24 protein-coding genes and 1 pseudogene are annotated in these 20803 nt (G+C 39.6%); 18 read left to right on the top strand and 7 right to left on the bottom strand.

All coding sequences use genetic code 11. The annotated features are described in order from the left end of the window. The first annotated feature begins 276 nt into the window (after positions 1-276). The 8 genes from ACVWYG_RS11435 to ACVWYG_RS11400 all read left to right on the top strand — a co-directional run bounded on the left by ACVWYG_RS11435 (position 277) and on the right by ACVWYG_RS11400 (position 3974). Complete coding sequence (locus ACVWYG_RS11435; protein ID WP_457270348.1) at positions 277-759, top strand: hypothetical protein; 483 nt, start codon at positions 277-279, stop codon at positions 757-759. A 170-nt stretch (positions 760-929) separates the two neighbouring features. Beyond that, positions 930-1208 carry a helix-turn-helix domain-containing protein gene (locus tag ACVWYG_RS11430; RefSeq protein ID WP_457270347.1) on the top strand — a complete coding sequence of 93 codons (279 nt, stop codon included), beginning with the start codon at positions 930-932 and terminating at the stop codon, positions 1206-1208. Positions 1209-1221: 13 nt separating this feature from the next. Beyond that, positions 1222-1485: a helix-turn-helix domain-containing protein gene (locus tag ACVWYG_RS11425; RefSeq protein WP_457270363.1), complete on the top strand. Its 264-nt coding sequence runs from the start codon at positions 1222-1224 to the stop codon at positions 1483-1485. Continuing rightward, entirely contained in the window at positions 1482-1787 is a 306-nt protein-coding gene (locus tag ACVWYG_RS11420) for a hypothetical protein (protein WP_457270346.1), read from the top strand. The genes ACVWYG_RS11425 and ACVWYG_RS11420 overlap by 4 nt, the downstream gene beginning before the upstream one ends. A 33-nt stretch (positions 1788-1820) precedes the next feature. Continuing rightward, positions 1821-2090, top strand: a complete 270-nt coding sequence (locus tag ACVWYG_RS11415; protein ID WP_457270345.1) for a hypothetical protein — start codon at positions 1821-1823, stop codon at positions 2088-2090. After that, positions 2041-2409, top strand: coding sequence for a plasmid mobilization protein (locus ACVWYG_RS11410; RefSeq protein WP_457270344.1), 369 nt, complete (start codon positions 2041-2043; stop codon positions 2407-2409). The genes ACVWYG_RS11415 and ACVWYG_RS11410 overlap by 50 nt, the downstream gene beginning before the upstream one ends. Next, positions 2406-3350 (top strand): relaxase/mobilization nuclease domain-containing protein, encoded by a 945-nt coding sequence (locus ACVWYG_RS11405; RefSeq protein WP_457270343.1) that lies wholly within the window; start codon positions 2406-2408, stop codon positions 3348-3350. The genes ACVWYG_RS11410 and ACVWYG_RS11405 overlap by 4 nt, the downstream gene beginning before the upstream one ends. Before the next feature lie 18 nt (positions 3351-3368). After that, positions 3369-3974: a hypothetical protein gene (locus ACVWYG_RS11400; protein WP_457270342.1), complete on the top strand. Its 606-nt coding sequence runs from the start codon at positions 3369-3371 to the stop codon at positions 3972-3974. A gap of 128 nt (positions 3975-4102) precedes the next feature. Here ACVWYG_RS11400 and ACVWYG_RS11395 read toward each other — a convergent pair whose 3' ends face one another. Together ACVWYG_RS11395 and ACVWYG_RS11390 are read right to left on the bottom strand one after the other, a co-directional pair. Beyond that, positions 4103-5272, bottom strand: coding sequence for a hypothetical protein (locus ACVWYG_RS11395; protein WP_457270341.1), 1170 nt, complete (start codon positions 5270-5272; stop codon positions 4103-4105). A 121-nt stretch (positions 5273-5393) separates the two neighbouring features. Further along, on the bottom strand, positions 5394-6308 hold the full coding sequence (locus tag ACVWYG_RS11390; RefSeq protein WP_457270340.1) for a HEPN domain-containing protein: 915 nt from the start codon (positions 6306-6308) through the stop codon (positions 5394-5396). Between the two features lie 91 nt (positions 6309-6399). Between ACVWYG_RS11390 and ACVWYG_RS11385 the strand changes: the two genes are divergently transcribed. The 3 genes from ACVWYG_RS11385 (at position 6400) to ACVWYG_RS11375 (ending at position 8273) form a co-directional block, all read left to right on the top strand. After that, the gene (locus tag ACVWYG_RS11385; RefSeq protein WP_457270339.1) at positions 6400-6807 is read left to right on the top strand and encodes a helix-turn-helix domain-containing protein; all 408 of its coding nucleotides are present in this window, start codon (positions 6400-6402) and stop codon (positions 6805-6807) included. 312 nt (positions 6808-7119) lie between these two features. Continuing rightward, positions 7120-7623, top strand: coding sequence for a DUF6922 domain-containing protein (locus ACVWYG_RS11380; RefSeq protein WP_457270338.1), 504 nt, complete (start codon positions 7120-7122; stop codon positions 7621-7623). Further along, on the top strand, positions 7581-8273 hold the full coding sequence (locus ACVWYG_RS11375) for a nucleotidyl transferase AbiEii/AbiGii toxin family protein (protein ID WP_457270337.1): 693 nt from the start codon (positions 7581-7583) through the stop codon (positions 8271-8273). The genes ACVWYG_RS11380 and ACVWYG_RS11375 overlap by 43 nt, the downstream gene beginning before the upstream one ends. 2 nt (positions 8274-8275) lie before the next feature. On the opposite strand, the pseudogene ACVWYG_RS11370 reads toward ACVWYG_RS11375, so the two are convergent. Then, a pseudogene (locus ACVWYG_RS11370) lies at positions 8276-9183 on the bottom strand (IS1595 family transposase). Positions 9184-10022: 839 nt separating this feature from the next. Here ACVWYG_RS11370 and ACVWYG_RS11365 point away from each other — a divergent pair. The 3 genes from ACVWYG_RS11365 (at position 10023) to ACVWYG_RS11355 (ending at position 13450) form a co-directional block, all read left to right on the top strand. Next, positions 10023-10418, top strand: coding sequence for a hypothetical protein (locus ACVWYG_RS11365; protein ID WP_457270336.1), 396 nt, complete (start codon positions 10023-10025; stop codon positions 10416-10418). Between the two features lie 49 nt (positions 10419-10467). Further along, positions 10468-12687: a TonB-dependent receptor gene (locus ACVWYG_RS11360; RefSeq protein WP_457270335.1), complete on the top strand. Its 2220-nt coding sequence runs from the start codon at positions 10468-10470 to the stop codon at positions 12685-12687. 349 nt (positions 12688-13036) lie between these two features. Next, on the top strand, positions 13037-13450 hold the full coding sequence (locus ACVWYG_RS11355) for a YkvA family protein (RefSeq protein WP_457270334.1): 414 nt from the start codon (positions 13037-13039) through the stop codon (positions 13448-13450). Positions 13451-13799: 349 nt separating this feature from the next. Here ACVWYG_RS11355 and ACVWYG_RS11350 read toward each other — a convergent pair whose 3' ends face one another. From ACVWYG_RS11350 to ACVWYG_RS11335, 4 genes are read right to left on the bottom strand one after another with little or no spacing between them, the layout of a single operon-like run. Continuing rightward, positions 13800-15116, bottom strand: a complete 1317-nt coding sequence (locus tag ACVWYG_RS11350; RefSeq protein ID WP_457270333.1) for a sensor histidine kinase — start codon at positions 15114-15116, stop codon at positions 13800-13802. Between the two features lie 4 nt (positions 15117-15120). Beyond that, a complete protein-coding gene (locus ACVWYG_RS11345; protein ID WP_457270332.1) occupies positions 15121-15795 on the bottom strand; it encodes a response regulator transcription factor in 675 nt (224 codons plus the stop codon). A 10-nt stretch (positions 15796-15805) separates the two neighbouring features. After that, positions 15806-16648: a hypothetical protein gene (locus ACVWYG_RS11340; RefSeq protein ID WP_457270331.1), complete on the bottom strand. Its 843-nt coding sequence runs from the start codon at positions 16646-16648 to the stop codon at positions 15806-15808. A 10-nt stretch (positions 16649-16658) separates the two neighbouring features. Continuing rightward, positions 16659-16910, bottom strand: a complete 252-nt coding sequence (locus ACVWYG_RS11335; RefSeq protein WP_457270330.1) for a hypothetical protein — start codon at positions 16908-16910, stop codon at positions 16659-16661. A 301-nt stretch (positions 16911-17211) separates the two neighbouring features. Here ACVWYG_RS11335 and ACVWYG_RS11330 point away from each other — a divergent pair, with 301 nt between their 5' ends. From ACVWYG_RS11330 to ACVWYG_RS11315, 4 genes are all read left to right on the top strand, one after another. Beyond that, entirely contained in the window at positions 17212-18012 is an 801-nt protein-coding gene (locus tag ACVWYG_RS11330) for a DUF4382 domain-containing protein (protein ID WP_457270329.1), read from the top strand. 46 nt (positions 18013-18058) lie between these two features. Beyond that, positions 18059-18592, top strand: coding sequence for a hypothetical protein (locus ACVWYG_RS11325; protein WP_457270328.1), 534 nt, complete (start codon positions 18059-18061; stop codon positions 18590-18592). Between the two features lie 510 nt (positions 18593-19102). Continuing rightward, positions 19103-19852, top strand: a complete 750-nt coding sequence (locus ACVWYG_RS11320; RefSeq protein WP_457270327.1) for a class I SAM-dependent methyltransferase — start codon at positions 19103-19105, stop codon at positions 19850-19852. Continuing rightward, complete coding sequence (locus tag ACVWYG_RS11315) at positions 19849-20802, top strand: polysaccharide deacetylase family protein (protein ID WP_457270326.1); 954 nt, start codon at positions 19849-19851, stop codon at positions 20800-20802. Before ACVWYG_RS11320 ends, ACVWYG_RS11315 begins: the two co-directional genes overlap by 4 nt. The last annotated feature ends 1 nt before the right edge of the window (position 20803 follow it).

The following is a 20803-nucleotide window of genomic DNA, read 5'->3' as shown; positions in this document are numbered from 1 at the left end:
AAACCGCACGAAGCCTTTAACCTCAGCCCACATTCCTATGATATCGGAGTTTTTACCGGGCTTAAAAACGGCTTTTAAGATAATCTTTTTATAAAAAAGCTGTTCACTTTATCAGAACGGAATTACGCCGAGTATTACCAATATCATCTAACCTTTTTTTTAGAAAAAGAGCCAGAGGGAGAGGAAGAGTTTTTCTCTTTTGTATGGCAGATCGTGTTGAGACGTATAAATTATATTGAGCATAAGAATCCATTTAATTCAAGCCATGCCTCGGATATGGAGATATTGGACAAGCTTACGAGTTTTCAAAAATATCTTCGCTCGATTGACCAGTGGCATACCCAAAAGACTCTACCTGAAATTATTGCAGATCAGGTCGAACTTATCAGGAGACAGCAATCGGAGATTGCAGATTTAAAGGCAGAACTAAAAGAAGCCCGCCAATGGGATGGCGAAATCAATATCAGGGACGGGCAGGCTCTGGCCATATTGGATCTTTGCCTGCAGATGCAGAAGCTGAAAGCTCCCGATGGGAGCGAACTGTTGATCACCCCTGCACAAAATACCTGGGCCAAGATGATCAGCAAGTATTTCAGGGAGTATGACAAGGAAAACGTAGGCCAGGTCAAAGAAATCAAGATAGATAAATTACGGTATTATCTGAGAGGTCTCGATCCAAAAGATCCCTTAAAAAGAGAGAACGAGATCCCCGAAAAACACAGACTTTACACCATAACCTCTGCAAAGAAGCGGAAATAATTTTTTTTTAGCATTTCAACAGGTATAAACGAAACCGTTTCCCATCAATCTTACAATTGATGTTTTTATTGCGCTCTTCAACCAGATCCAAACCACCCCAATTTACCACGCCGTTTTCGTGGTAACATGAAGTTAGTTCCATACTGTTCTTTTGTTCCAAAACAAAGAATATGGAAATCGTCAATCAGCAAGCGCTTAGCAGCTACATCCGAGATGCACTGCGGGAAGAATTAAAACAACATTTCAAAACAGCTAGCGGTTCCAACCCGGAACTGGAGGAACGTCTATTGTCCAAACAGGAACTAGCTACCGAACTCGGGGTGTCTCTTGTCACTTTATCCGACTGGATGAAAAAAGGGCTACCTTTTTTACGCCTGCACAGGCGTGTGTATTTCAAGAAGAGTGAAGTACTCAAGATCATGCAACAGGAAATCACCCATGAAATTTAAGGAGGAAACAATTATGAACCTAGAGATCATCACAAAGGAAGATTTAAAACAATTAAAGACTGAGATGCTGGACGAGATCAGGCAGCTGATCAAACCTGAAGACAGGGAGCGAAAACAATGGCTTAAGAGCGCAGACGTACGCAAGCTGCTGAGTATCTCACCGGGCACCCTGCAAAACCTGCGCATCAACGGTACGCTGAGGTTTACCAAGATAGGCGGTATGATGTATTATAAAATGGCAGACATCAGTAGATTGTTAGAGGGAGGTAAGCCATGACCGAACTTAGCATTAAGAACAAGACAGCAGACTATGGTAAAAGGATCAGACGCATGGGTGTCGACAAGAGGATAATTGCCACCCATATCAGTCTGTTTACCGCACTTTTTGTATGCTGGCAACATAGTGGCTATACCAGTCCGTTTGCCGTTACCCGTAAAAAACTGATGGCCTATAGCCGCATTGCATCAACCGCTACCTATCACAAATGCATCCGGGAATTGGATGAATTCGGGTACATCCGATACAGGCCGTCCTATCATCCAAAGCTTGGAAGCCTTGTCTATTGGCCACTGAAATAGCCGGCTCAGTAGACCATTAAAAAAAAATTAGAAATGCAGCAAAGTATTATATCAGAAAACAGAAAACCCTTTTCAACAGAAATAAAAGAGTCGGAAATCACAGAAGAAACGCTCAGTCTTTTGGCACATCAAACTTATGCGATTGTTAGGGAGCAAGTTTGTGTTTTTGTTACACAAAAACCTTTTTCGCCCTGCGAAAAAGAACTTGTCTTTTTACTCCCGGTGGTCGCAAAAAGTAGGAAAAGGAAAATGTATGGAACCTCGGGAAACGAAAATAGATCTGCCCAAAAAAATGGGAGGTAGGCCTGTAAAGAAAATCAAGAAAGAAACCGGCATCAGGATCCGCCTCACCAAGACCGAGGATTTTATGATCCGGGAAAAGGCCAAGAAAGCTGGGATGAGGGTAAGCGAATGGTGTCGGCAATCTGCAAAATCAGCAAGGATAACCCCGAGGTTGAGTGCCGAAGATCTTCAACAGTTCAGGGTACTTTCCGGTATGGCGAACAATCTGAACCAGCTCACCAAACTTGCGCACCAGCAGGGGATATTATTGTTGCAAAAGAAATGTAGGGAACTGATTGCCGAGATAGATGCTCTGATCAAAAAGTTAATTAAAGAATGATAGGGAAAATAGTGATCGGGAAAAGCTTTGGCGGGTGCGTGAGGTATGTGGTGGAGAAAAAAGATGCTATACTGCTACATATTGATGGGTTAAGGATGGACAAAATTTCCAGTACGATACAGGACTTCAATATTCAGCGAATGGCCAATCCAGAACTTTCAAAAGCGGTCGGGCATATCTCCTTGAACTGGAGTGAAAGAGATCTCCATCTACTCAGTCCGGAAAAGATGTTGGATATGGCAATGGAATACCTAAAACTGATGGCGATCAAAGATACCCAGCTACTTATCGTTCAGCACACGGACAACCATCATCCGCATTTACATATTATCTATAACAGGGTTGACAATAATGGAAAAACCATTTCAGATCAGTTCCAGTTCAAGAAGAACGTGGCGGCCTGCAAAACCATCACGATGAAACACGGGCTGTTCATCGCCAGCGACAAATCACAGGTAAACAGGAAAGCGCTCAAGGGAACCGATAGGGAAAAGTATAGAATCTTTGATCAGGTGAAAAGAATTAAAACCACAAGTAGAAACTGGAACAACTTTGAGCAGCAGCTGTCCAAAGTTGGAATTACATTGTCATTTAAATACAAAGGGCAAACGGATGTAGTTCAGGGAATCTCTTTTCGCTCAGGGGAATTCAATTTCAAGGGCTCAGATCTTGACAGATCATTAAGTTTTGGAAAGATTGATGGGTATTTCAATCAGCTTGATACAATTCAGAGCGAGACAAAAAATATGGGGAGAGAAGTCAAATCAGGTTATATAGAAACCCCATCGTCTAATTGGAGCAAAGAACCATCTACAGAAAACTTATTGGAGACTCTATTGGAACCCGGCTATTCTCCGATAGTGGCAGATCCCGAACCAAGGCCAAAGAGAAAAAAGAAGAAGGGTAAAGAACAGGAAAGAAATATGGGTATGCGAAGATAAAATTAACACGAAAATACAATGGAAAAAACGGAAGAAAAACTGGAACACATCGAGCAGCTCCTAGAGCTTTTTATTAGCCGATCGAAAACACAGCAGGAACAGCTCGAGTTGATTATCGGCAGGGAGATTCCCAATTATGAAAAACAGCTGTCCAAGATCTTAGAGGTATTGGCAGATCAGGAACAGATTGAAAATCTTGAAAAGATAAACAAACAGCTTCAGCTATTGGTAAAAAATGTACCCGCCATTCCCAAAGTTATTCCGGTGAGGCACCACCACAATTTTGATCTCAGATCAAGGCCGTATTTTATAGGAGCGGCAATTGTTTTCATAACGATGGCACTCGCATTCGGTGGGCTACTTTTTCTTGGCTTTGATAGAAAAGAATTGACCAGAGAGGCAGAAAAGTTCAGGGTGGTCAGGGGAAGTGATCCTTTAATGGCACTTGCCATCGATTCATTGTATCTGCAGGATAGAGAATCGCTTATGGAAAAGGCAGAAAAAGAGATTCTTGAACGGGAACAGCTGCTGACGGCACAGGCAAAAGAACTAAAAGCAAGAACGGACTATGAAAAAGCAAAAGGCGATACAAAGAAACTTAGGCATAAAGTTCCAAAGAAATAGTTTTTAGGATAAGTGCTGCCGATGTGTATTTTCGGCCTTCTAATCCCTACCCGCAGGCCACATCATCTCGCTCTCACCGTCTACCACAGTTGTTTGAGGAGAAAATCCCGAGAAGATAAATATGCTGTTTATTTATTCTTGTTATTTATCTTAACCTCGTAAGCAAGACTGATTTCATCCATCCAATATCTAACATGGCTCTGGTGATGTTTTTTAAGGATCAGCATCTTAAAGTTTTTCTCTGAAAAATAGTGTACCATAAAAGCATCTTCAACCGAGGCCAAAAGGTAGAATTTTTTGGGTTCTTTAACGGAAACTGCAAAGTAAAAGACTTGCAGATCGTGTGCGAATGCGAACTCTTTTTTGCCGATCCGAAATTTTAACTCCAGTTGGTAAAAATCTTTTAGTTCGGTTAGCGTAAACAAAAGACTGGGCAGTTCGTTTCCAAAGCAACATAGCTCCATGTCATTCTTTCTTGGTCTGGCTCCAAGGTTTTTCAATCCATAACTGTAATAATAATGGGTAAAATTTTGGGCCATTAATTCAGGAAGTGCACTGTTAAATAAATTGAAGATGTGCCTGATCTTTTCCGCATACTGCTTATTTTCATCTGTTAGCCATCTGATCGAACCGGAAAAGTAAACCATGTCCAAGCTGCAATTTTCTAGCATCTCCATGCAAATTTGGCCCAAGCGAATCTGAGCATTGCTTGAGTCAACGGAAAAAAGATTATCATTCCACGATAGGAACGACTTTATACCTTTTGTAGTTCTGTTTAAAGAGGCCACATAGGGCATTAGAAATGGAAGATGATTGGAGTGGTAACTTTTTAACGAGGTATTGATAAGACAGAACCCGGTCACATTTTGATCTCCGATCCGTACCGATATACTTTCATCAACTTCGGGAAGTGGTTCCCTCTGACTGATCCCAGCTGGAATCTCCGGTAGCCTGATGCCCGGTTTATAAAAGTATGCGTACTTTTTTTTACGATTTATGGTAAGTCCTGACCGATCGTGGATCACATCAAGATATTTAGATTTTCCGGTATTGCTGTCGAAAAAGTTTGGCCAATAATAATAGTCAAAGTCGAAGCCATCCCTATAAAACAAGAGATCATCCAGAAGAAGATAGGCATACCTGCTCAGGTAATCTTCATCGGTATCTACGTTGCAGGTGATCAACAGCTCAGTCTCTGTAATTCTAATGTGAACGATTGCCTCATCTTCCTCCTTACCGATTTTGATGCTGTAAGTCAGGATCTCATTGACGAATGAGATCTTTTTTTTAATTACCAAAAGATACGGTCTTTCTGGTCTTCTGATCTCGGAATGGGCATCCACAGTTTTTTTTAGGAGGATACGTGAATCCTTTTCAAATGGAAGTTTAAAGAAACGGTTTTTAGGGATATGGATGGGCTTATTCAAAACATACCTCGCTCTCTGTCAATCTATATTCCACAGCTTCAAATTCTGCAATTTTTGCTTCGCAGAGCACCTTCGTCAATTCAAGAAAAGCGTACGCCCTTGAAAGAAGTTTATCTGCATCATCTTGTTCAACATTGAAAGAATCATGATAACGGGCATGCGAGTAACTTTTCAACAGGATGTTGAAGAGTCTGATGTCCTCTTTGGTGTTTCTAAAGACCTCAGAGGGAAGTGGAGAAAAGCAGGAGCAGAGATCCAGTTGCCTTCCCAGGTGGTGTATGTCAGACCGGTATGCCAGATTTACCCGAACAAGTGCTATTGTGCACTGTTCGATAACCTGATGGATCATGAATAAACTTACCGCAAAATGCTTGTTTTTGAAACATGCTTCCGCACCTTCCAAAAACCCGATTGCCAATGTAATCCGGTGGCTATAATGTTTTTTTGCTTTTTCTAAGGTTTGGGAAGGATCAAAGGGAAATTTAGGTGATAAATTCACGATTCCATTTGCGCTGTAAAGTTGCTGCGCTTGGTTTAAGACAGAGATGAAAAACCGATTGTTTTTGGCGACGCAGTTATCAATGGTCTCCATACCGTGGGAGAGTATGGTAATCTTTCCAGAAGTAAATTTAGTGTTGCAAAAATCCTGCGCCTCATGTTCATTGCGGGTCGGACTTTCCATAACCATGAGCAGGAAGTAGTGGCAGGTGTTCTGTGAATGGTCTGGATGAAAGCAGCCCGTAGTGCTGACCGATTCTGCAATTTTGCCAAAGCAATAAATCTTCATTGGCTTGAATTTTTCAATCAAAAGCTCTATTAAATCGATGAGTTGTTCTGGTTCGCCCGGGATTGTTGACATGTTACTTCGTTCCATAATGATCTGAATTACATATGCCCAAAGTTCCATATCAGTTTAGAGGTAGCGAACCATAGGCGGTTGTTAATTACAAAGCTTGGGTTGTTTTTTACGATCGGGAAATTTTAGATATATTTGGAATATGGAAACCTCAGAAAAAAATACTCGGATGCATTTGGGACGCAAAGTTAGTCGATTAAGAGAATTAAGAGGTATGAAGCAAGATACTTTAGCCTTAGAATTAGGCGTTAGTCAACAATCTGTTAGCAAACTTGAACAAAGTGAGTTAATAGAAGATTCCACATTGGAGAAAATTGCTTTAGTTTTAGGAGTTCCCGCTGATTCGATTCGAAATTTCGATGAAGAAAAAATGATTTACAATATTCAGAATAATTACGAGAACTCAAATAATAATGGCGCAAATGTTGGTTATCAAGTGACCTTCAATCCACTTGAAAAAGTGATAGAATTGTATGAAGAAAACAAAAAACTTTATGAAAAACTGTTGGCAAGTGAAAAGGAAAAGGTTGAAATTCTGAGGTCCAAATAGTTATAAGTTGCCAAAGTGAGCCTCCTACAGTAAGCCTTTATTTTATCCGAAATCTATTTTGTGATCTTTTATAGTGTTCGTTTTTGGTGACAACATGCTTTTTTTGCTGATAGCATTAGTAGATTTGGCAAAGAATTTCTAAGTTCCGCAATCCCGAAATCTCTAGGTTGAAGAGCATCCTGCAAATATTTTACTTGTACTGATCAATTGTTTGAAAGTGCGATAGCACACAAGTAATTAAATCAATACTCAATTCCAAATGACAAATATTTAAAAATATTAGGCAATTATACAGGTTTTGGTTAATTTTGTATGATGTTAAAGGAGATCAATAAGAGGGTAGTGGTGGTGCACTGGAAAAGGTTTGCAGGAACAGATATAGATGTATTCTCAAGTCTAAAGGGATTTTGCGACAGCTACCCTGCCTATAATTACCACACTCTGAACAACTATCTTTCTAAAAAGAAAATTCCCTTTGAAAATGAGGAGATCAGAATTGAAAGACAGCCATTGATCCGGCAGGTTAAAAGGCCTGATTTACCGAGGGTATTGTTCTGGGACTTTGATTTTGAAAAACTCGATTGGAATAGGAGTTATGAGACCATTATAGAAAGGGTACTTGATAAGGGTAGCGATAGAGACTGGGAGGAGATGATCAGCTTTTATGGAAGAGAAAATGTAATCAAAGCACTTAAAAAGGACATCCCTTTTCTTTCTGACCTCACAACCGACGCCGTGTGCGAATATTTTCAGTTAAGTAAAACAGCGCTCAAATGTTACACAAAGAAACAGTTAAGGCAGGGACACTGGATTTAATCCACGAGCTGATGAAAGACCAGCAGCTAAATTCATTTTATCTTGTCGGCGGTACGGCATTATCTTTAAAGATGGGGCATAGACAATCCATTGATATCGATTTGTTCAGTTCTGCAGATTTTGATGGTGATGAACTGGCCGCCTACTTAAAAAACAATTATGGCGCCGATGTAAAACGCCACAAAAGCAATTACGCCAGTGGAAGTATCGGAGAAGTAGATTTTGATTTCATCAGCCACAAGTATCCTTCTATAAGGCCAATTGAAACCATAGATGGGATAAGGATGATGTCCAATGCCGATATTGCTGCAATGAAGATAAATGCGATCGTGAATAGCGGACAAAGAATCAAGGATTTTATCGATATACACTATCTATTGAAGGAAATGTCATTCAAAGATGTGTTAATGTACTATTGCCAGAAATATCCGGATGTCGATCCAAGTACTGCTAGATCATCTTTGTTATATCATGAGGATATAGACTTTACCGTTCCGATTATGCTGATGGATAGAAAGTTGAAATGGAAGGATGTAAGGGACAATATTTTGAGGGAGGTACAAAAATATGATAACTTGCAGGCGGACCGTGAAACAGGCCTTGAAATGAAAAAAGTGAAAAAGAGCCAAAAAAAAGTTGAATGTCCGTAAAGTTACCCATAATTAAAAACAGCTGCTACCATCAGCCTATCGAACAACCTCTTTCCAAAATATCTCCTGTTGAGCTTATAGACAAATTCGTTGAGATAAAGCTGTAGGTACTTCCCCTTTATCTTGTGGTAGGTGCCCAAGAAATTCCTTTTGGCATTGGAGATCGCGATATGCACCCATTTCAGGGTGGTGGCGGTCACCTCTTTGGTAGATTTTTCGGTTACATGTGCCTCTATATCCTTTTCTATGTCGATATAGGTACTGGCCTTGTCGCTGAGTACGATGCTTTTCTCATCGATGTTCTCCCTTATCGTGTTGTTGATCTCATCTGCGTCTTTTGCGCCCAGCACCTTCATCTTGAAATATCGGCAATGGCTGCTCGTTTTTCCAGTTTCTATATCCTCCAATGGTGTCGATTCTGCCATTACCGCCACATCTCGTTGCCTCTGCGAGCCTTTTCCCCGTTTTAGCGGCTGGTTCGGATTTTTTCTTTCCACCTCAAAGTGTCCCTCGTCAAATTCTATCATATCATCCAGAGTGTACATATCGTCGCGCTTTCCCATCGCCGCACGTAGCTTATGTACCATCTCCCAGACCGGCCGGTAGCGCTTGTGTCCCATCTGCCGCTGTATCTCCAATGTGGAGAAGCCCTTTTTGGTCGCGCTTATAAAGAGCATGGCAATGTACCATTTCCTGAACGGAATGTTGCTCGCCTCCATTACGTACCGCTACGGAGGGTGGTCCTTGTCTTGCAAGCCTTGCACTGGTACTGTTCTTTGTTATGCAGCCAATAATGGGTCGTGCCCGAACATTTTTTGCAGACAACACCTGTCTTATCCCTAACTTGCTTGAAATGAGTCCTGCAACTCTGCTCGTCCGGAAATTTATCGCTGAATTCTAATAGTGTCATAGCATAAATATAAGCATTTTTTACCCCTTAGGAAAGATTACGGACATTCAAAAAAAAAGGTAGGGATCAGGGAATGGGGCTTTAATTTTAGTAAACCTTAAAAAGGCAAATTTGGGTTAAACATTCGACTTATCCGATAAATTTATATAATACATTTTCAGGCTGATCATGGAACATTTCCGATCGAAACCATCGGTCACATTTCGTGCCTCAAAGAAACCGATGCCCTTCGGGTGCCACGGGCCGCTCCATAGCGGCATGGGCAGTTCCGATCTGAAACTTTTTTAGTTGCTCGGATCAATTGCCTACATTGCATTCCGGCCATCCATCCTTTGAAAAAAAAATCTAATCAAAACAGATAAGAAGCATTCCTCGAAATTCCTTTTGGCTTTTTTGCCGAGGCAAAGCTAAATCCCTCCGGCGGTCAAGGCCGAGCCCTTCGGGTCTGGACAAATAAATCTCCGCCCGTCGCTGCGCTCTGGCTGGTATTTTTTTTGCCTCAGAGTCTTGCCCTGCTCGGCCCACCGCATTTTTCTTGCCTCTACAAAAAGCCAATGGAGAGATGTGCCCAATAAATTTTTTATATACACAGGCAACATTTAATTTATACGCGGGGTTTCAGATCCAATGTCTATAATGAAAGTCAGATAAATCAAGTTTATTTTAAGAATTTGTTAGTAGATTTCTCCCTTGATCATTTACTTCGATTTTTTAACAATAAAGTAAAAGACATTTCTCACGAAAACCACAGTTTTATGAGAATAAAGATTTTTTTTCGTTGATGCTAAACTTGGGCAGATAAAAAAAATTTTAGATGCGTTTTGCCTATATTTGCGCCCATGAAAATGTCTATGGTCGGATTATTGTTGAGCAGCTATTTTTTGGCCGGTAGCATAATTTTTCCTCTGAGTGACTTTTCTTTGATTCGGGATCTGCCGGGAATGTACCGTTCTTACAGCGAAGTCCGCTCGGGGCATCCCGACATCTTTGATTTTGTTGGCGACTATCTGCTGCATGGCAAGGAAATTTTCGGCAACAATGCCCATGATGCCCAGCCCAAGAACCCGAGTGCCTTGCAGTTTCAGCACCAACCGACCCTCTCTATCTATTACTCAAAGTATATCCCCAGACATTTTTCTGATCTGGACACTCCACTTTTTCAAGAACCCCACTATCGCATCACGTACTATCTTTCAGAGTACCAGTGCGAGCACTTCAGGCCTCCTATAGTTTAATCGAATTCATCCGATTTTTATTTCTCCATTTTTAACGTTGGCCAATGCTATGCGCTGGCTACACCATATAACTATATCCATGAAAAGAATCTTCATGTTGATGTTCCTTGTGCTAATTGTACAGGGTGTATCAGCTCAAAACACCTTCCGTGCGAAGGTAATCAATGACCAGACCAAGGCTGTGCTAAATGGTGCAACGGTCACCATCCCCGATTTAAATATCGTATCAAGCACCGATACAAGTGGCCTGATAGTCATCTATAATATTCCCGATGGCAAATTTGAGATCGAAATTACCTACCTCGGTTTTGCGAAAAATGAACACGTATACAGCTTTCCCTTGCAAGATCCACGGAAGATACTTCTCATTAGCCTTGGATCTGCCGCAGGTGAGCTGGCAGAGGTGACCGTGCAGACTACGCGAACCAACCAGAACATTCGAGATATCCCTACGCGCATTGAAGCACTCCCGTTGGAAGAACTAGACGAGAAAAGCACTATGAGACCAGGGGACATCAAGATGCTCTTGGGCGAATCCACTGGCATCCATGTCCAACAGACCTCCGCCGTCAGCGGCAACGCGAACTTTCGGATTCAAGGTCTGGATAGCCGTTATACGCAGCTGTTGCAAGATGGTATGCCGCTATATGCGGGTTTTTCCGGTAATCTTAGCTTGTTACAGATAAGTCCGCTTGATCTAAGGCAAGTAGAATTTATCAAAGGTTCATCATCAACTTTATATGGCGGTGGTGCCATTGCGGGCTTGATCAATCTGATCAGCAAAGTACCCGAAAAAGACCCGGAATTAACTTTTTTACTGAATGGTACCAGCGCTAAAGGTGCCGACGCGAGTGGGTATTATAGCCAGAAATGGAAGCATATCGGTACTACCATTTTCGGCTCCTATAATTACAATGGGGCTTTTGATCCTGCGAATACGGGGTTGACCGCCATACCCCAGACCAAACGGTTCACCATTAACCCAAAAGTCTTCCTATATCTGGACAAGAATAATTCAGCTTGGTTCGGGCTGAACACAACTGTTGAAGATCGTTTTGGTGGCGACATGCGGGTGATCTATGGGAATGCCGACAATTTGCATCAGTATTTTGAGCTTAATAAGACTTATCGCTTTTCTACGCAATTGTCGTTCACACATAAGATCGATGAAGAAAGCAAGATCAACTTTAAAAATACAGTCGGCTATTTCGACCGCACGTTGGGCGGGCCGATATTTGATTTTAAAGGCAGGCAACTTTCCTCATTCAGTGAACTGAACTATGTGCGGAATGGCGAAAAGGCATCCTGGGCATTGGGAGCAAACTTGATTACCGATCACTTTACAGCGCAACCTCCGCAAAATAATCTGAGCTACAGCCAGACCACCGCTGGGGTATTCGCACAGAATACCTATAAGGCCAATAAATGGTTCTCATTAGAGAGCGGCCTTCGTCTGGATGGTAATTCGCCTGCACCTTCAAGACCGTCCTCTGGAATTTTTGTCCTACCGAGAATTAATGCGCTTTTTAAGATTGCTGATCATTTGAGTAGCCGGTTGGGTGGCGGCCTAGGCTACAAGATGCCTACCTTATTTAATGATGAAAGCGAACGGGATGGCTATCAGTATATAGAACCTTTAAATATCGGTAACACTCAGGCAGAACAGTCTTATGGCCTGAACGGAGACCTTAATTACCGCGCTCCACTGGGCGACGACGCATTCGTTAGTATCAACCAACTGTTTTTCTCGACACGGGTAAACAGACCGCTCATACTACAGAACAATATTTTATTCAATGCTCCCGGTTATTTGAGCACTCAAGGCGCTGAAACGAATGTTAAGTTGGTGATGGACGAACTGGTCTTTTATCTGGGATATACCTATACAGATACCAGAACACATTTTGATGGGATGAGTATGCGGCAAACATTGACTCCCAAAAATCAGTTGAGCTTCGATGCAACATACGAGATTGAGGGTAGCTTCCGTTTTGGAGCGGAAAGTTTTTACACAAGCAAACAGTTGTTATCGGATGGCACTACGGGAAGGGGTTTTATAACATTTGGCCTGTTGGTTCAAAAGATGTTCAAACATCTGGATATTTTCTTGAACGCAGAAAATCTGACCGATCAACGCCAGACCAAATGGGGCAGTATCTACACAGGGAGCCTAGCTGATCCGAAATTTAAGGATATATACGCCCCTTTGGACGGAATTGTTGTAAATGCGGGGATCAGGATCAAATTGCTGGACAAATATTATCACTAAAATGGGACCCGAATGCAACGCATCCGGGTCATGGTCAACGAAGGTTGCCTGAATTAAGTTAGCCCTGGCGTTTACAGGGCTAACTCTTGCAGGTTTAAAGAAATCTATTTTCTATTGAACTTTCGACTATATACGAATAGACTAAATGGCCGGCAAGTAACGTTTCCAATTAGGTTAAAAGTATGGTAGCCTTTAAGCGGTGCGAACTGGAATCTGAACGATGATGTTAAGTTTGTTTTAAATTATTCTAAATTTGTTTTTGGGGAAGTGGTAGAAGCGAAGCAGACTGTATAAAAAGCGATTATTTCATAGCGGGGGTTCAGTTTTAGGAAAACAATACACGTAAGATATGACAGGCTCTTTTATCGAAAAGATGAAGGCTAAAGTAAAGAGGATGAAGCAGGATACACTCGCCCTTTATTATGCTTACCAACATCCTGCCACACCTTTTACGGCAAAATTGCTCATCGGCATCACTATCGGGTATCTATTAAGTCCAATTGATTTGATTCCCGATTTTATCCCTGTTATTGGGTTGCTAGATGACCTGCTCATTGTTCCATTTCTTATAGTGGTGTCAGTCCGTTTAATACCTAAGGAAATCTGGTTGGAAAGCAAGCTAAAAGCAGCGCAGTCTCCAATAATTTTGAATAAAAAGAACTGGCTTTTTGCAAGTCTTATTGTTGCCATTTGGCTTGCAGTATTGTTCTTCTTTTTCTGTCTTTTTAAGAATCGACATTTAGGAACTAAAAAGGGAATTTGAAATTCTCGTTATTCCCTCGGTCGCTGTCGCAGAACTCTACTAATGTCAATGTTCGCTTTTACAAGTGTGCGAAAATTCGTAAATTAAAGGTATGCAAGGCAGAAAGGATTATACCAAAAAACTCTTCATCAGCTTCCAGTTGTCGAACCGGATTCCAGGGGGGAATAAATAATTTGTTCTTTATATTTTTTGCTCTAACGGGTTGCCCTATTTTTTTCTTGACCTTGTAAACAAGACTGATTTTTTCCGGCCAATGTATAGCGTGGCTCAGGAAATGTTTTTTAAGAATAAGCATCTCAAAGTTTCTCTCTGAAAAATGGTGCAACCAGTTAAGATCTTTATAGCAACATCAATTTATTGGAAAGATTATATTAAAAGTTGTGCCTTCTCCAATTTCCGATTGAATATTAATTTTTATTTGATGGTACATCGCAATACTTTTTACAATGGCTAAACCTAATCCGTATCCCACATCCCCTTCGAGGTTTGTTTTCGTGAAACGGTCAAAAATAAATGGCAAATCCGACTTCGGAATTCCGATGCCTGTATCAATAATGTTTATCTGATACTCTCCGGTATTTAAGTAACTGTCATTTATATAAATCTCCCCCTCCACACGGTTAAACTTTATGGCATTATGAACCAGATTAAAAAGCATTTGAAACAACAGGTCTTTATTGACCGCTTCTAATATTGCCTCAGGCGACACATTCAGGACAATCTGTATGTGCTTTTCTTCAAGTCTATGACTAATCTCTTCTATGATTTCGTTGAATAGCAGTAGCGGTTTAACCTTTTCTTTTCTAATATACTGCTCGTTTTCAATTCTCGAAATCAATAATAGTGACTTCGTGATATTTTTCAACCTGTCTACCGTTTTCATCAGATCTATGATAGCCATTGACGAATGCTCATCAAGTGTTTCGTCTGCAAGCAGGTTTTCTATTTTAGTCTGTAGAATACTAATTGGTGTCATCAATTCATGAGAAGCATTTGAAGTAAATTCCCTCTCCTTGTTAAAGGCCTCATTGATCTGGTTCATCAAAACGAGCAGGGATTCATCCAAGTACTTAAAGTCGGTTGTACTGGTTTGAACCTGTTTCTGCCCATCTTTAAAGGGGAATCTTCTGTTTAATAATTTGGTGCTTATAATTTTTGCGAGCGGACGGATCAGTACACGGATAAAAGTAAGGTCAATTAATATGGTCAGGCCAATCAGGGTTATCAACACATATAAGGTAAAACGTTGTAAGAGTTTGTTGTATTGACTGATACTTGCAGTCGTTTTACCGATCTCTAACAGGTAATTTTTATTCTTGTTTTTAAAGGTATAGCTCAATACCCTGTAGTTTAAGGTATCGCTTTCTATAAGCCGCTTTGAATTTTTGATGGTATCTATTTTTAGATTCTCTTTAACAGGTAATAAGGCTATAAATTCTTCTTTAAGCATGGTATAACTCCCATAACTGTCCTCATCTAGGAGGTAGTAGTCCGCACCTTTTTGTTTTATAATATTGAGGACTTTTTTTCGCTGCTGCTTTAGCGTATAGTTGGTGTATTCTGAAGCGATTTGTTTGACAAGAAATGGCAATGCCAGAACAAATAATAATACAATTACCAGTTTTGATCCGGTAATCAAAAGAGTAAGTTTAGTAGATAGTTTCATCTGCTTATTTTTTGACTCGGTAACCTACACCACGTACGGTTTCCAGCCATTCGGTGCTCGCCCATAGATTTAGTTTCTTGCGGATGTTCTTTATATGTGCATCAATATAATTTGAATCGTAATCATCATTCACAAAGGTGCCCCAAATGTGCTCACTCAACTGAGCACGTGTCAGCACCCGATTTTTATGAAGTAAAAGATAACTCAGCAGATCAAACTCCTTACGCGAAAGTTCAATCTTCTCTTCCTTAAATATGATGATTCTTTTTTGAAAATCTATATTGAATTCACCAATAGGCAATAAATCTTCAGTGATGTTAAATTTCCTTCGGGCAATGGCCTGCATTCTGGATTGCAACTCTAAAAGGTAGAAGGGTTTTGCCAGGTAGTCATCTGCACCAAGATCCAGTCCGATAACCCTGTCTTTTAAGTTCGTTCTTGCAGTTATAATGATATAGGCGGCATCGGGGTTACTTAATTTAGCCCTTTTCAAGATTTCCAATCCATCCCCATCAGGTAAAGTCAAATCTATTAATATAAAATCGTATTTGTTTAGTTCTAGTTGTTCCAGCCCGGCCCTAAAGGTATGCGCAACGTCACATAGATAAAATGCTTTTTTTAAGAAGGCTTCCATTTCATAAGCCAGTGTTTTTTCATCCTCAACGATTAATACTTTCATAGAAGTTGGACTAAAACTGATAGTAAAATGCTAAACCAAAGAACGACTGTTGATGCTTTAACTCCGTTTCAGCCTTAGCCCCCAAAACAGAAAGCTGGTAATTGATTTCTGCAATATAATTTGCCCGGCTTAGGCTAAGTGGGAGTTTAAAATTATAAGATAAAAGATTGAAGCTGTTAGAGGCAACAGTAGCTGTGGTTGTTGAATTCGAACTCCCAGAGGAAATAGGACTTTTACCTTTTCCATTAGCTTTGTCACGTTTGCCCTTTTCTATAGTATAAGTTTCATAAAAATGCCGGGTACCTGCTACCAGTTCAATTGCAGGTTCTAAATAAAATGAATTTTTCTCATTAAACAAGGTGCCAATGCTAATCTCCTTGGAATGGCTGAGACTTATAAAGACATCATTTTGCTGACCAAAAGCATAATCGGCACTAAGCGAGCTTTTGAGCCAGGGCCAAGCATATATTACGGACGCGTTTACATTATTCTCATTCGCAGCCTGTAATAAAGGTGAATTCGCAGGAAAAAAAGAACGTGTATAAGCTACACCCATAGTTAGCTTATCATTAAAGTCGCGATCAAAACCAGCGCCAATATCTGTCTCGGATAAACCTGGTCCATAATTTAATAGTTTATAGGAGCCCGCAGAAATATAGAGACCGAAAGGAAATCTAACTGTCGCATTAAACAGCACATAAGGGAGTTTTTCATTGGTGGCCTGCCCATAGTAACTTACGTTGCTGCTGTAGAGTGTAGCTAAAGTTATTGTCGTTTTTTTAATACTATCTTCTTGCGCCCGGACCTTAAAGGAAGTTATACAGATAAGGAGGAGTAGGGGTGTGAATCTCATTGGTTACGCACTATGGTCTTTTAATTTTTGGACGAATAATCTTAATAGGCCTTACTTTAATATTGGGCTTAACTACAACAATGGGTCTTGTTTGTTTACGTGCTTTAGGTACTTTTTTGATGTCTGGTTTATCCGGTTTTTGATTAGGTTTTTCCTTACTGTTAGATTTATCTTTGTCCTTTTTTTTATCCTGCTGTTGGTGCTTGGCAGTATCAGTACGAAATGCAAAATCTTTCTCTAGAGAGTTGGTAACGGTTTTCATTTTGGTAGGAACCTTCGCCCGAACTATGGGAGATAGCAGCAAAATAAAGATGCCGGTTAATAATGTCCTAAAAATGAATGATCTGTCCATTAGGTAAATATAAAGAAGTTTGTCATATAAAAGTAGTAACGTGCTATTGAGCTATTGCTATGTATCAATATAATCCTAGCAAATATCAGTATTGGAGATGAATTTAAGATGAAATTTTGGGGTCAAATAAACTCAGAATTTCATGTTGAATTCATGTTCGCTCTTCAATTTTGAGTAATGAAAATGTTAATATTTACTAAAATCTAAAATTATGAAAAAGAGAATTATGTATTCTGGCTTAGCCTTGTTTTTTACCGGCTTAGCAATCCTTATCGGATGCAAAAAAGACAACAACAGTTCAGCCAGCGGAACAACTAAAGTGGAGATCAGAATGACTGATGCTCCTGGGAACTTTGACAAGATTAACCTCAACGTTAAAGAAATCGTGCTATTTTCGAGTGGTAAACCTTATACGTTTGCTGCTAAAACGAGCATTTTTAATATTCTCGACTTCAGAATTGGTAGCAACAATCCTGATATTTTGGTAGCTTCAGGAGAAATGCCAATTGGTGAGATCTCGGAAATAAGATTGGTATTGAACGATTCAGGCAATACCATTGTTGTTGGTGGCGTTTCACAGACACTCACTACTCCAAGCGGACAATCTTCTGGCTGGAAAATCAAACTTAACGCGAACCCAACATTAGTACCCGGTGTCACCTATTCATTATTACTCGATTTTGATGCGGCAAAATCTATTGTAAGTACCGGAAATGGAAAGTATTTGCTTAAGCCTGTTGTAAGGGGCATCACTGCAGCTACAACTGGTCTAATATCTGGAACTGTAGCACCCTTGTTGAGCCATCCAGAAGTACTGGTAATTGCGGGAACTGGTACAGTAGGCACAATTGCAGATCCTTTGAGTGGAAAATTTACCGTTGGTGGACTTGCATCAGGTAGCTATTCTGTGAAGTTTGCTCCAGTTGTGGGCTATAAAGACAGTACTGTTACGAATGTTAATGTGACTCTTGGTCAAAACACTAGCTTAGGTCTCATTACGCTTAAACAATAAGTAAAACGATCTAATTATTCATTTAATAAAATAACCCTTTATAATTATGAAAAAAATATTTTTAACTCTTTTAGTTGCAATTGGATTTATTTCCTTAAAATCCTCTGCACAAGTGAGTATAAATGCAAATATCGGATCACAGCCTTTATGGGGTCCTGTGGGTTACGATCATGTAGATTATTATTATCTCCCTGATGTGGAAAGCTATTATTCTGTGCCCAAAAGACAGTTTGTCTATTTGGATAATGGTAGGTGGAATTTTTCAAGATCGCTGCCTTCCAGATACAGAGGATATGATCTGTATAATGGGTATAAGGTAGTCATTAATTCAAGGGATGCTTATCATAATTTTGATAATGATAGGGTTCGCTACGGAAAATACAAGAAAGTAAAAAGGCAAAAGGCGATCAAATATAGTGATGATCCACGCTACTATGTAGTTAAAGGGCACCCTCACGGAATGCCACCAGGACAAGCTAAAAAGATATATTCAAAAGGAAATGGTGCAGGAAATTGGAAGGGTAATGGAGGTAAAAAAGGTAATGGAGGCGGAAAGGGTAATGGAAAAGGGAAACATTAATCATGTCCATTAAGCATTAAGGGTGTCATCTGATAAGGGTGGCACCCTTTTTATGATCAGCGATTATTTTACTAAACCATCACCACTAGATTTATTGATTGACAACTCTAAAATTATAGACCATTTTATTTTTTGAGATGAAAATTTCTGTAACTGCGCTTGTAAAGTCGAGGTGAAAGAATTTAAAAACTCCGAAAGGAGCCTTTAAATTCTTTTTTTTCTGTCGGCCTAGAGCGAAAGATTTAGCAGCTTTCGATCCAGTTCCTTTATTTGTGAATGCTACCGATAATTTGATGTTACAAACATAGGATAGCGCTGCAAACAAATTTATAGATAAATATAAAGCAATTAGCTAAATTAATTTACCTGATATCACCATTCACTGATGCTGTAAATTAAGTTGATACTAGCGATATTAAATTGATTATTAATTCTAGAAGGGAAAGTAAACTGATTTTTGTTTTCAGTTTACTTTTTTCCTTAACTTGCAGTCTGATTTAACGTTCCCAAATGAAGAGAGGTTCAAGGAAATTAATAAAAGCGTTTATCCCTGAATTTTTAAAACGTATTATTCACAGTTTGGGTAATTATCCAAGTTACACGCCATCCCATGGAAACATTGTTTGGGGAGACTTTGATCGCGTAAAACCGCTAAGTAATAAGTTTGGTTTTGATAGAGGCGGAGCTGTAGATCGATATTACATCGAAAAGTTTTTAGTTGAACAATCAGCATTAATTAAAGGTAATGTTTTAGAGGTTGCAGACAATTCATACAGTCTAAAATTTGGAGGAGCGAGAATCATCACAAGCGATATACTCCATATTAACAAAGACGCTCCGGGTGCGACATACATTGCAGATTTGGGACAGGAAAACTCGATGCCATCAAATCACTTTGATTGTATAATTTTAACCCAAACCTTACAGTTTATTTATGACTATAAATTAGCTTTAAAGAATTGTTATAGGATGTTAAAAAAAGGGGGTACATTATTATTAACCGTACCTGGCATAAGTCCAATTGAGTTAGGCGAGTGGCATAAATTTTGGTTGTGGTCCTTTAATGAGGCATCAATACAAAAAATTTGCTTAGAATTATTTCTTGAAGAAAATTACTCGATAAATAGTTTTGGTAATGTTTATGCGGCAATTTGCTTTTTGCATGGTATCGGTTTAACAGAAGTTGATAAAACAAAACTTGACGTTCGCGACCAAGCTTACGACGTTATACTCACTTTGCGGTTGACAAAATCGATATGAATTTTCGATCTCTTTTATCAGATTTTTTCAAGAAAAAATCGGCAAAAAGCGCTGTATTAATGTATCATCGAATCGCTGATGTTTCTTCAGATCCTTGGGAACTTGCCGTAAGTCCATCAAATTTTGAAGAACAACTGAAGGTATTAAAAAAGTATAAGGTTATGACTGTTGATAACCTGAACGAAAATATATCCAAGAATAAACATACAGAACGAGGTCTTGCTATCACTTTTGATGATGGATATAGAGATAATTATTTGATAGCTAAACCTTTGTTAGAAAAGTACAATTTTGCTGCTATGTTTTTTATAACAACAGCAAAAATTGGTGTTCAATCAGAGTTTTGGTGGGACACTTTACAGAGAATTTGTTTTGAAACTCCGCAACTTCCTTTGAGTTTAACTACTAAAACTGATAAGGAAGTTTTTTGGGCAATTGTAGAGAAAGAAAATGAGACTAATCGACTTGATTTATATTACAAACTTTGTGAGTTGTTTAAAAATTTACCGGCGAAAAAACATCAAGATTGGATAGAATATCTTGAGAAATGGTCAGGTAATTTTACGCATCGTTCGGCCTATTTTACAATGAATGAAGAGGAGCTTTTAACGCTTTATGAAAATTCTTTATTCTCTTTAGGCGCTCATACAGCAACTCACCCGTTTTTACCGAATTTTTCTGAGAACTATCAGGAAGAGGAAATTGCTAATAGCTTGAATACTCTAAATAAACTGACTAATAAAAACATTAATTATTTTGCATATCCACATGGAGGTTGTGATGAAAAAACTCTGCAGATTCTCCAAAGATTGGACATTAGATTGGGGTTCACTACTCATCCACAATGTGTTACAGGTAATGTCGAAAAGTTTAAAATACCACGTTTTCAAATAAAAAACTGGAATGGGAATACATTTGAACAACATCTTAAAAACTGGTTAAAGAATTAAT

The organism is Pedobacter sp. UYEF25 (genome assembly GCF_054061655.1).
Note: the sequence above shows the minus strand (reverse complement) of the source record. Positions and strands in the feature narration are given on the sequence as shown.

What these genes read in the sequence shown, in the direction of transcription:
- ACVWYG_RS11380 (WP_457270338.1), top strand. Translation starts at nt 7,120, where the DNA reads ATGATGTTAAAGGAGATCAATAAGAGGGTAGTGGTGGTGCACTGGAAA.
- ACVWYG_RS11410 (WP_457270344.1), top strand. Translation starts at nt 2,041, where the DNA reads ATGGAACCTCGGGAAACGAAAATAGATCTGCCCAAAAAAATGGGAGGT.
- ACVWYG_RS11405 (WP_457270343.1), top strand. Translation starts at nt 2,406, where the DNA reads ATGATAGGGAAAATAGTGATCGGGAAAAGCTTTGGCGGGTGCGTGAGG.
- ACVWYG_RS11385 (WP_457270339.1), top strand. Translation starts at nt 6,400, where the DNA reads ATGGAAACCTCAGAAAAAAATACTCGGATGCATTTGGGACGCAAAGTT.
- ACVWYG_RS11400 (WP_457270342.1), top strand. Translation starts at nt 3,369, where the DNA reads ATGGAAAAAACGGAAGAAAAACTGGAACACATCGAGCAGCTCCTAGAG.
- ACVWYG_RS11365 (WP_457270336.1), top strand. Translation starts at nt 10,023, where the DNA reads ATGAAAATGTCTATGGTCGGATTATTGTTGAGCAGCTATTTTTTGGCC.
- ACVWYG_RS11320 (WP_457270327.1), top strand. Translation starts at nt 19,103, where the DNA reads ATGAAGAGAGGTTCAAGGAAATTAATAAAAGCGTTTATCCCTGAATTT.
- ACVWYG_RS11415 (WP_457270345.1), top strand. Translation starts at nt 1,821, where the DNA reads ATGCAGCAAAGTATTATATCAGAAAACAGAAAACCCTTTTCAACAGAA.
- ACVWYG_RS11345 (WP_457270332.1), bottom strand. Translation starts at nt 15,795, where the DNA reads ATGAAAGTATTAATCGTTGAGGATGAAAAAACACTGGCTTATGAAATG.
- ACVWYG_RS11435 (WP_457270348.1), top strand. Translation starts at nt 277, where the DNA reads ATGGAGATATTGGACAAGCTTACGAGTTTTCAAAAATATCTTCGCTCG.
- ACVWYG_RS11420 (WP_457270346.1), top strand. Translation starts at nt 1,482, where the DNA reads ATGACCGAACTTAGCATTAAGAACAAGACAGCAGACTATGGTAAAAGG.
- ACVWYG_RS11390 (WP_457270340.1), bottom strand. Translation starts at nt 6,308, where the DNA reads ATGGAACTTTGGGCATATGTAATTCAGATCATTATGGAACGAAGTAAC.
- ACVWYG_RS11355 (WP_457270334.1), top strand. Translation starts at nt 13,037, where the DNA reads ATGACAGGCTCTTTTATCGAAAAGATGAAGGCTAAAGTAAAGAGGATG.
- ACVWYG_RS11360 (WP_457270335.1), top strand. Translation starts at nt 10,468, where the DNA reads ATGCGCTGGCTACACCATATAACTATATCCATGAAAAGAATCTTCATG.
- ACVWYG_RS11330 (WP_457270329.1), top strand. Translation starts at nt 17,212, where the DNA reads ATGAAAAAGAGAATTATGTATTCTGGCTTAGCCTTGTTTTTTACCGGC.
- ACVWYG_RS11340 (WP_457270331.1), bottom strand. Translation starts at nt 16,648, where the DNA reads ATGAGATTCACACCCCTACTCCTCCTTATCTGTATAACTTCCTTTAAG.
- ACVWYG_RS11315 (WP_457270326.1), top strand. Translation starts at nt 19,849, where the DNA reads ATGAATTTTCGATCTCTTTTATCAGATTTTTTCAAGAAAAAATCGGCA.
- ACVWYG_RS11430 (WP_457270347.1), top strand. Translation starts at nt 930, where the DNA reads ATGGAAATCGTCAATCAGCAAGCGCTTAGCAGCTACATCCGAGATGCA.
- ACVWYG_RS11325 (WP_457270328.1), top strand. Translation starts at nt 18,059, where the DNA reads ATGAAAAAAATATTTTTAACTCTTTTAGTTGCAATTGGATTTATTTCC.
- ACVWYG_RS11425 (WP_457270363.1), top strand. Translation starts at nt 1,222, where the DNA reads ATGAACCTAGAGATCATCACAAAGGAAGATTTAAAACAATTAAAGACT.
- ACVWYG_RS11375 (WP_457270337.1), top strand. Translation starts at nt 7,581, where the DNA reads ATGTTACACAAAGAAACAGTTAAGGCAGGGACACTGGATTTAATCCAC.
- ACVWYG_RS11350 (WP_457270333.1), bottom strand. Translation starts at nt 15,116, where the DNA reads ATGAAACTATCTACTAAACTTACTCTTTTGATTACCGGATCAAAACTG.
- ACVWYG_RS11335 (WP_457270330.1), bottom strand. Translation starts at nt 16,910, where the DNA reads ATGAAAACCGTTACCAACTCTCTAGAGAAAGATTTTGCATTTCGTACT.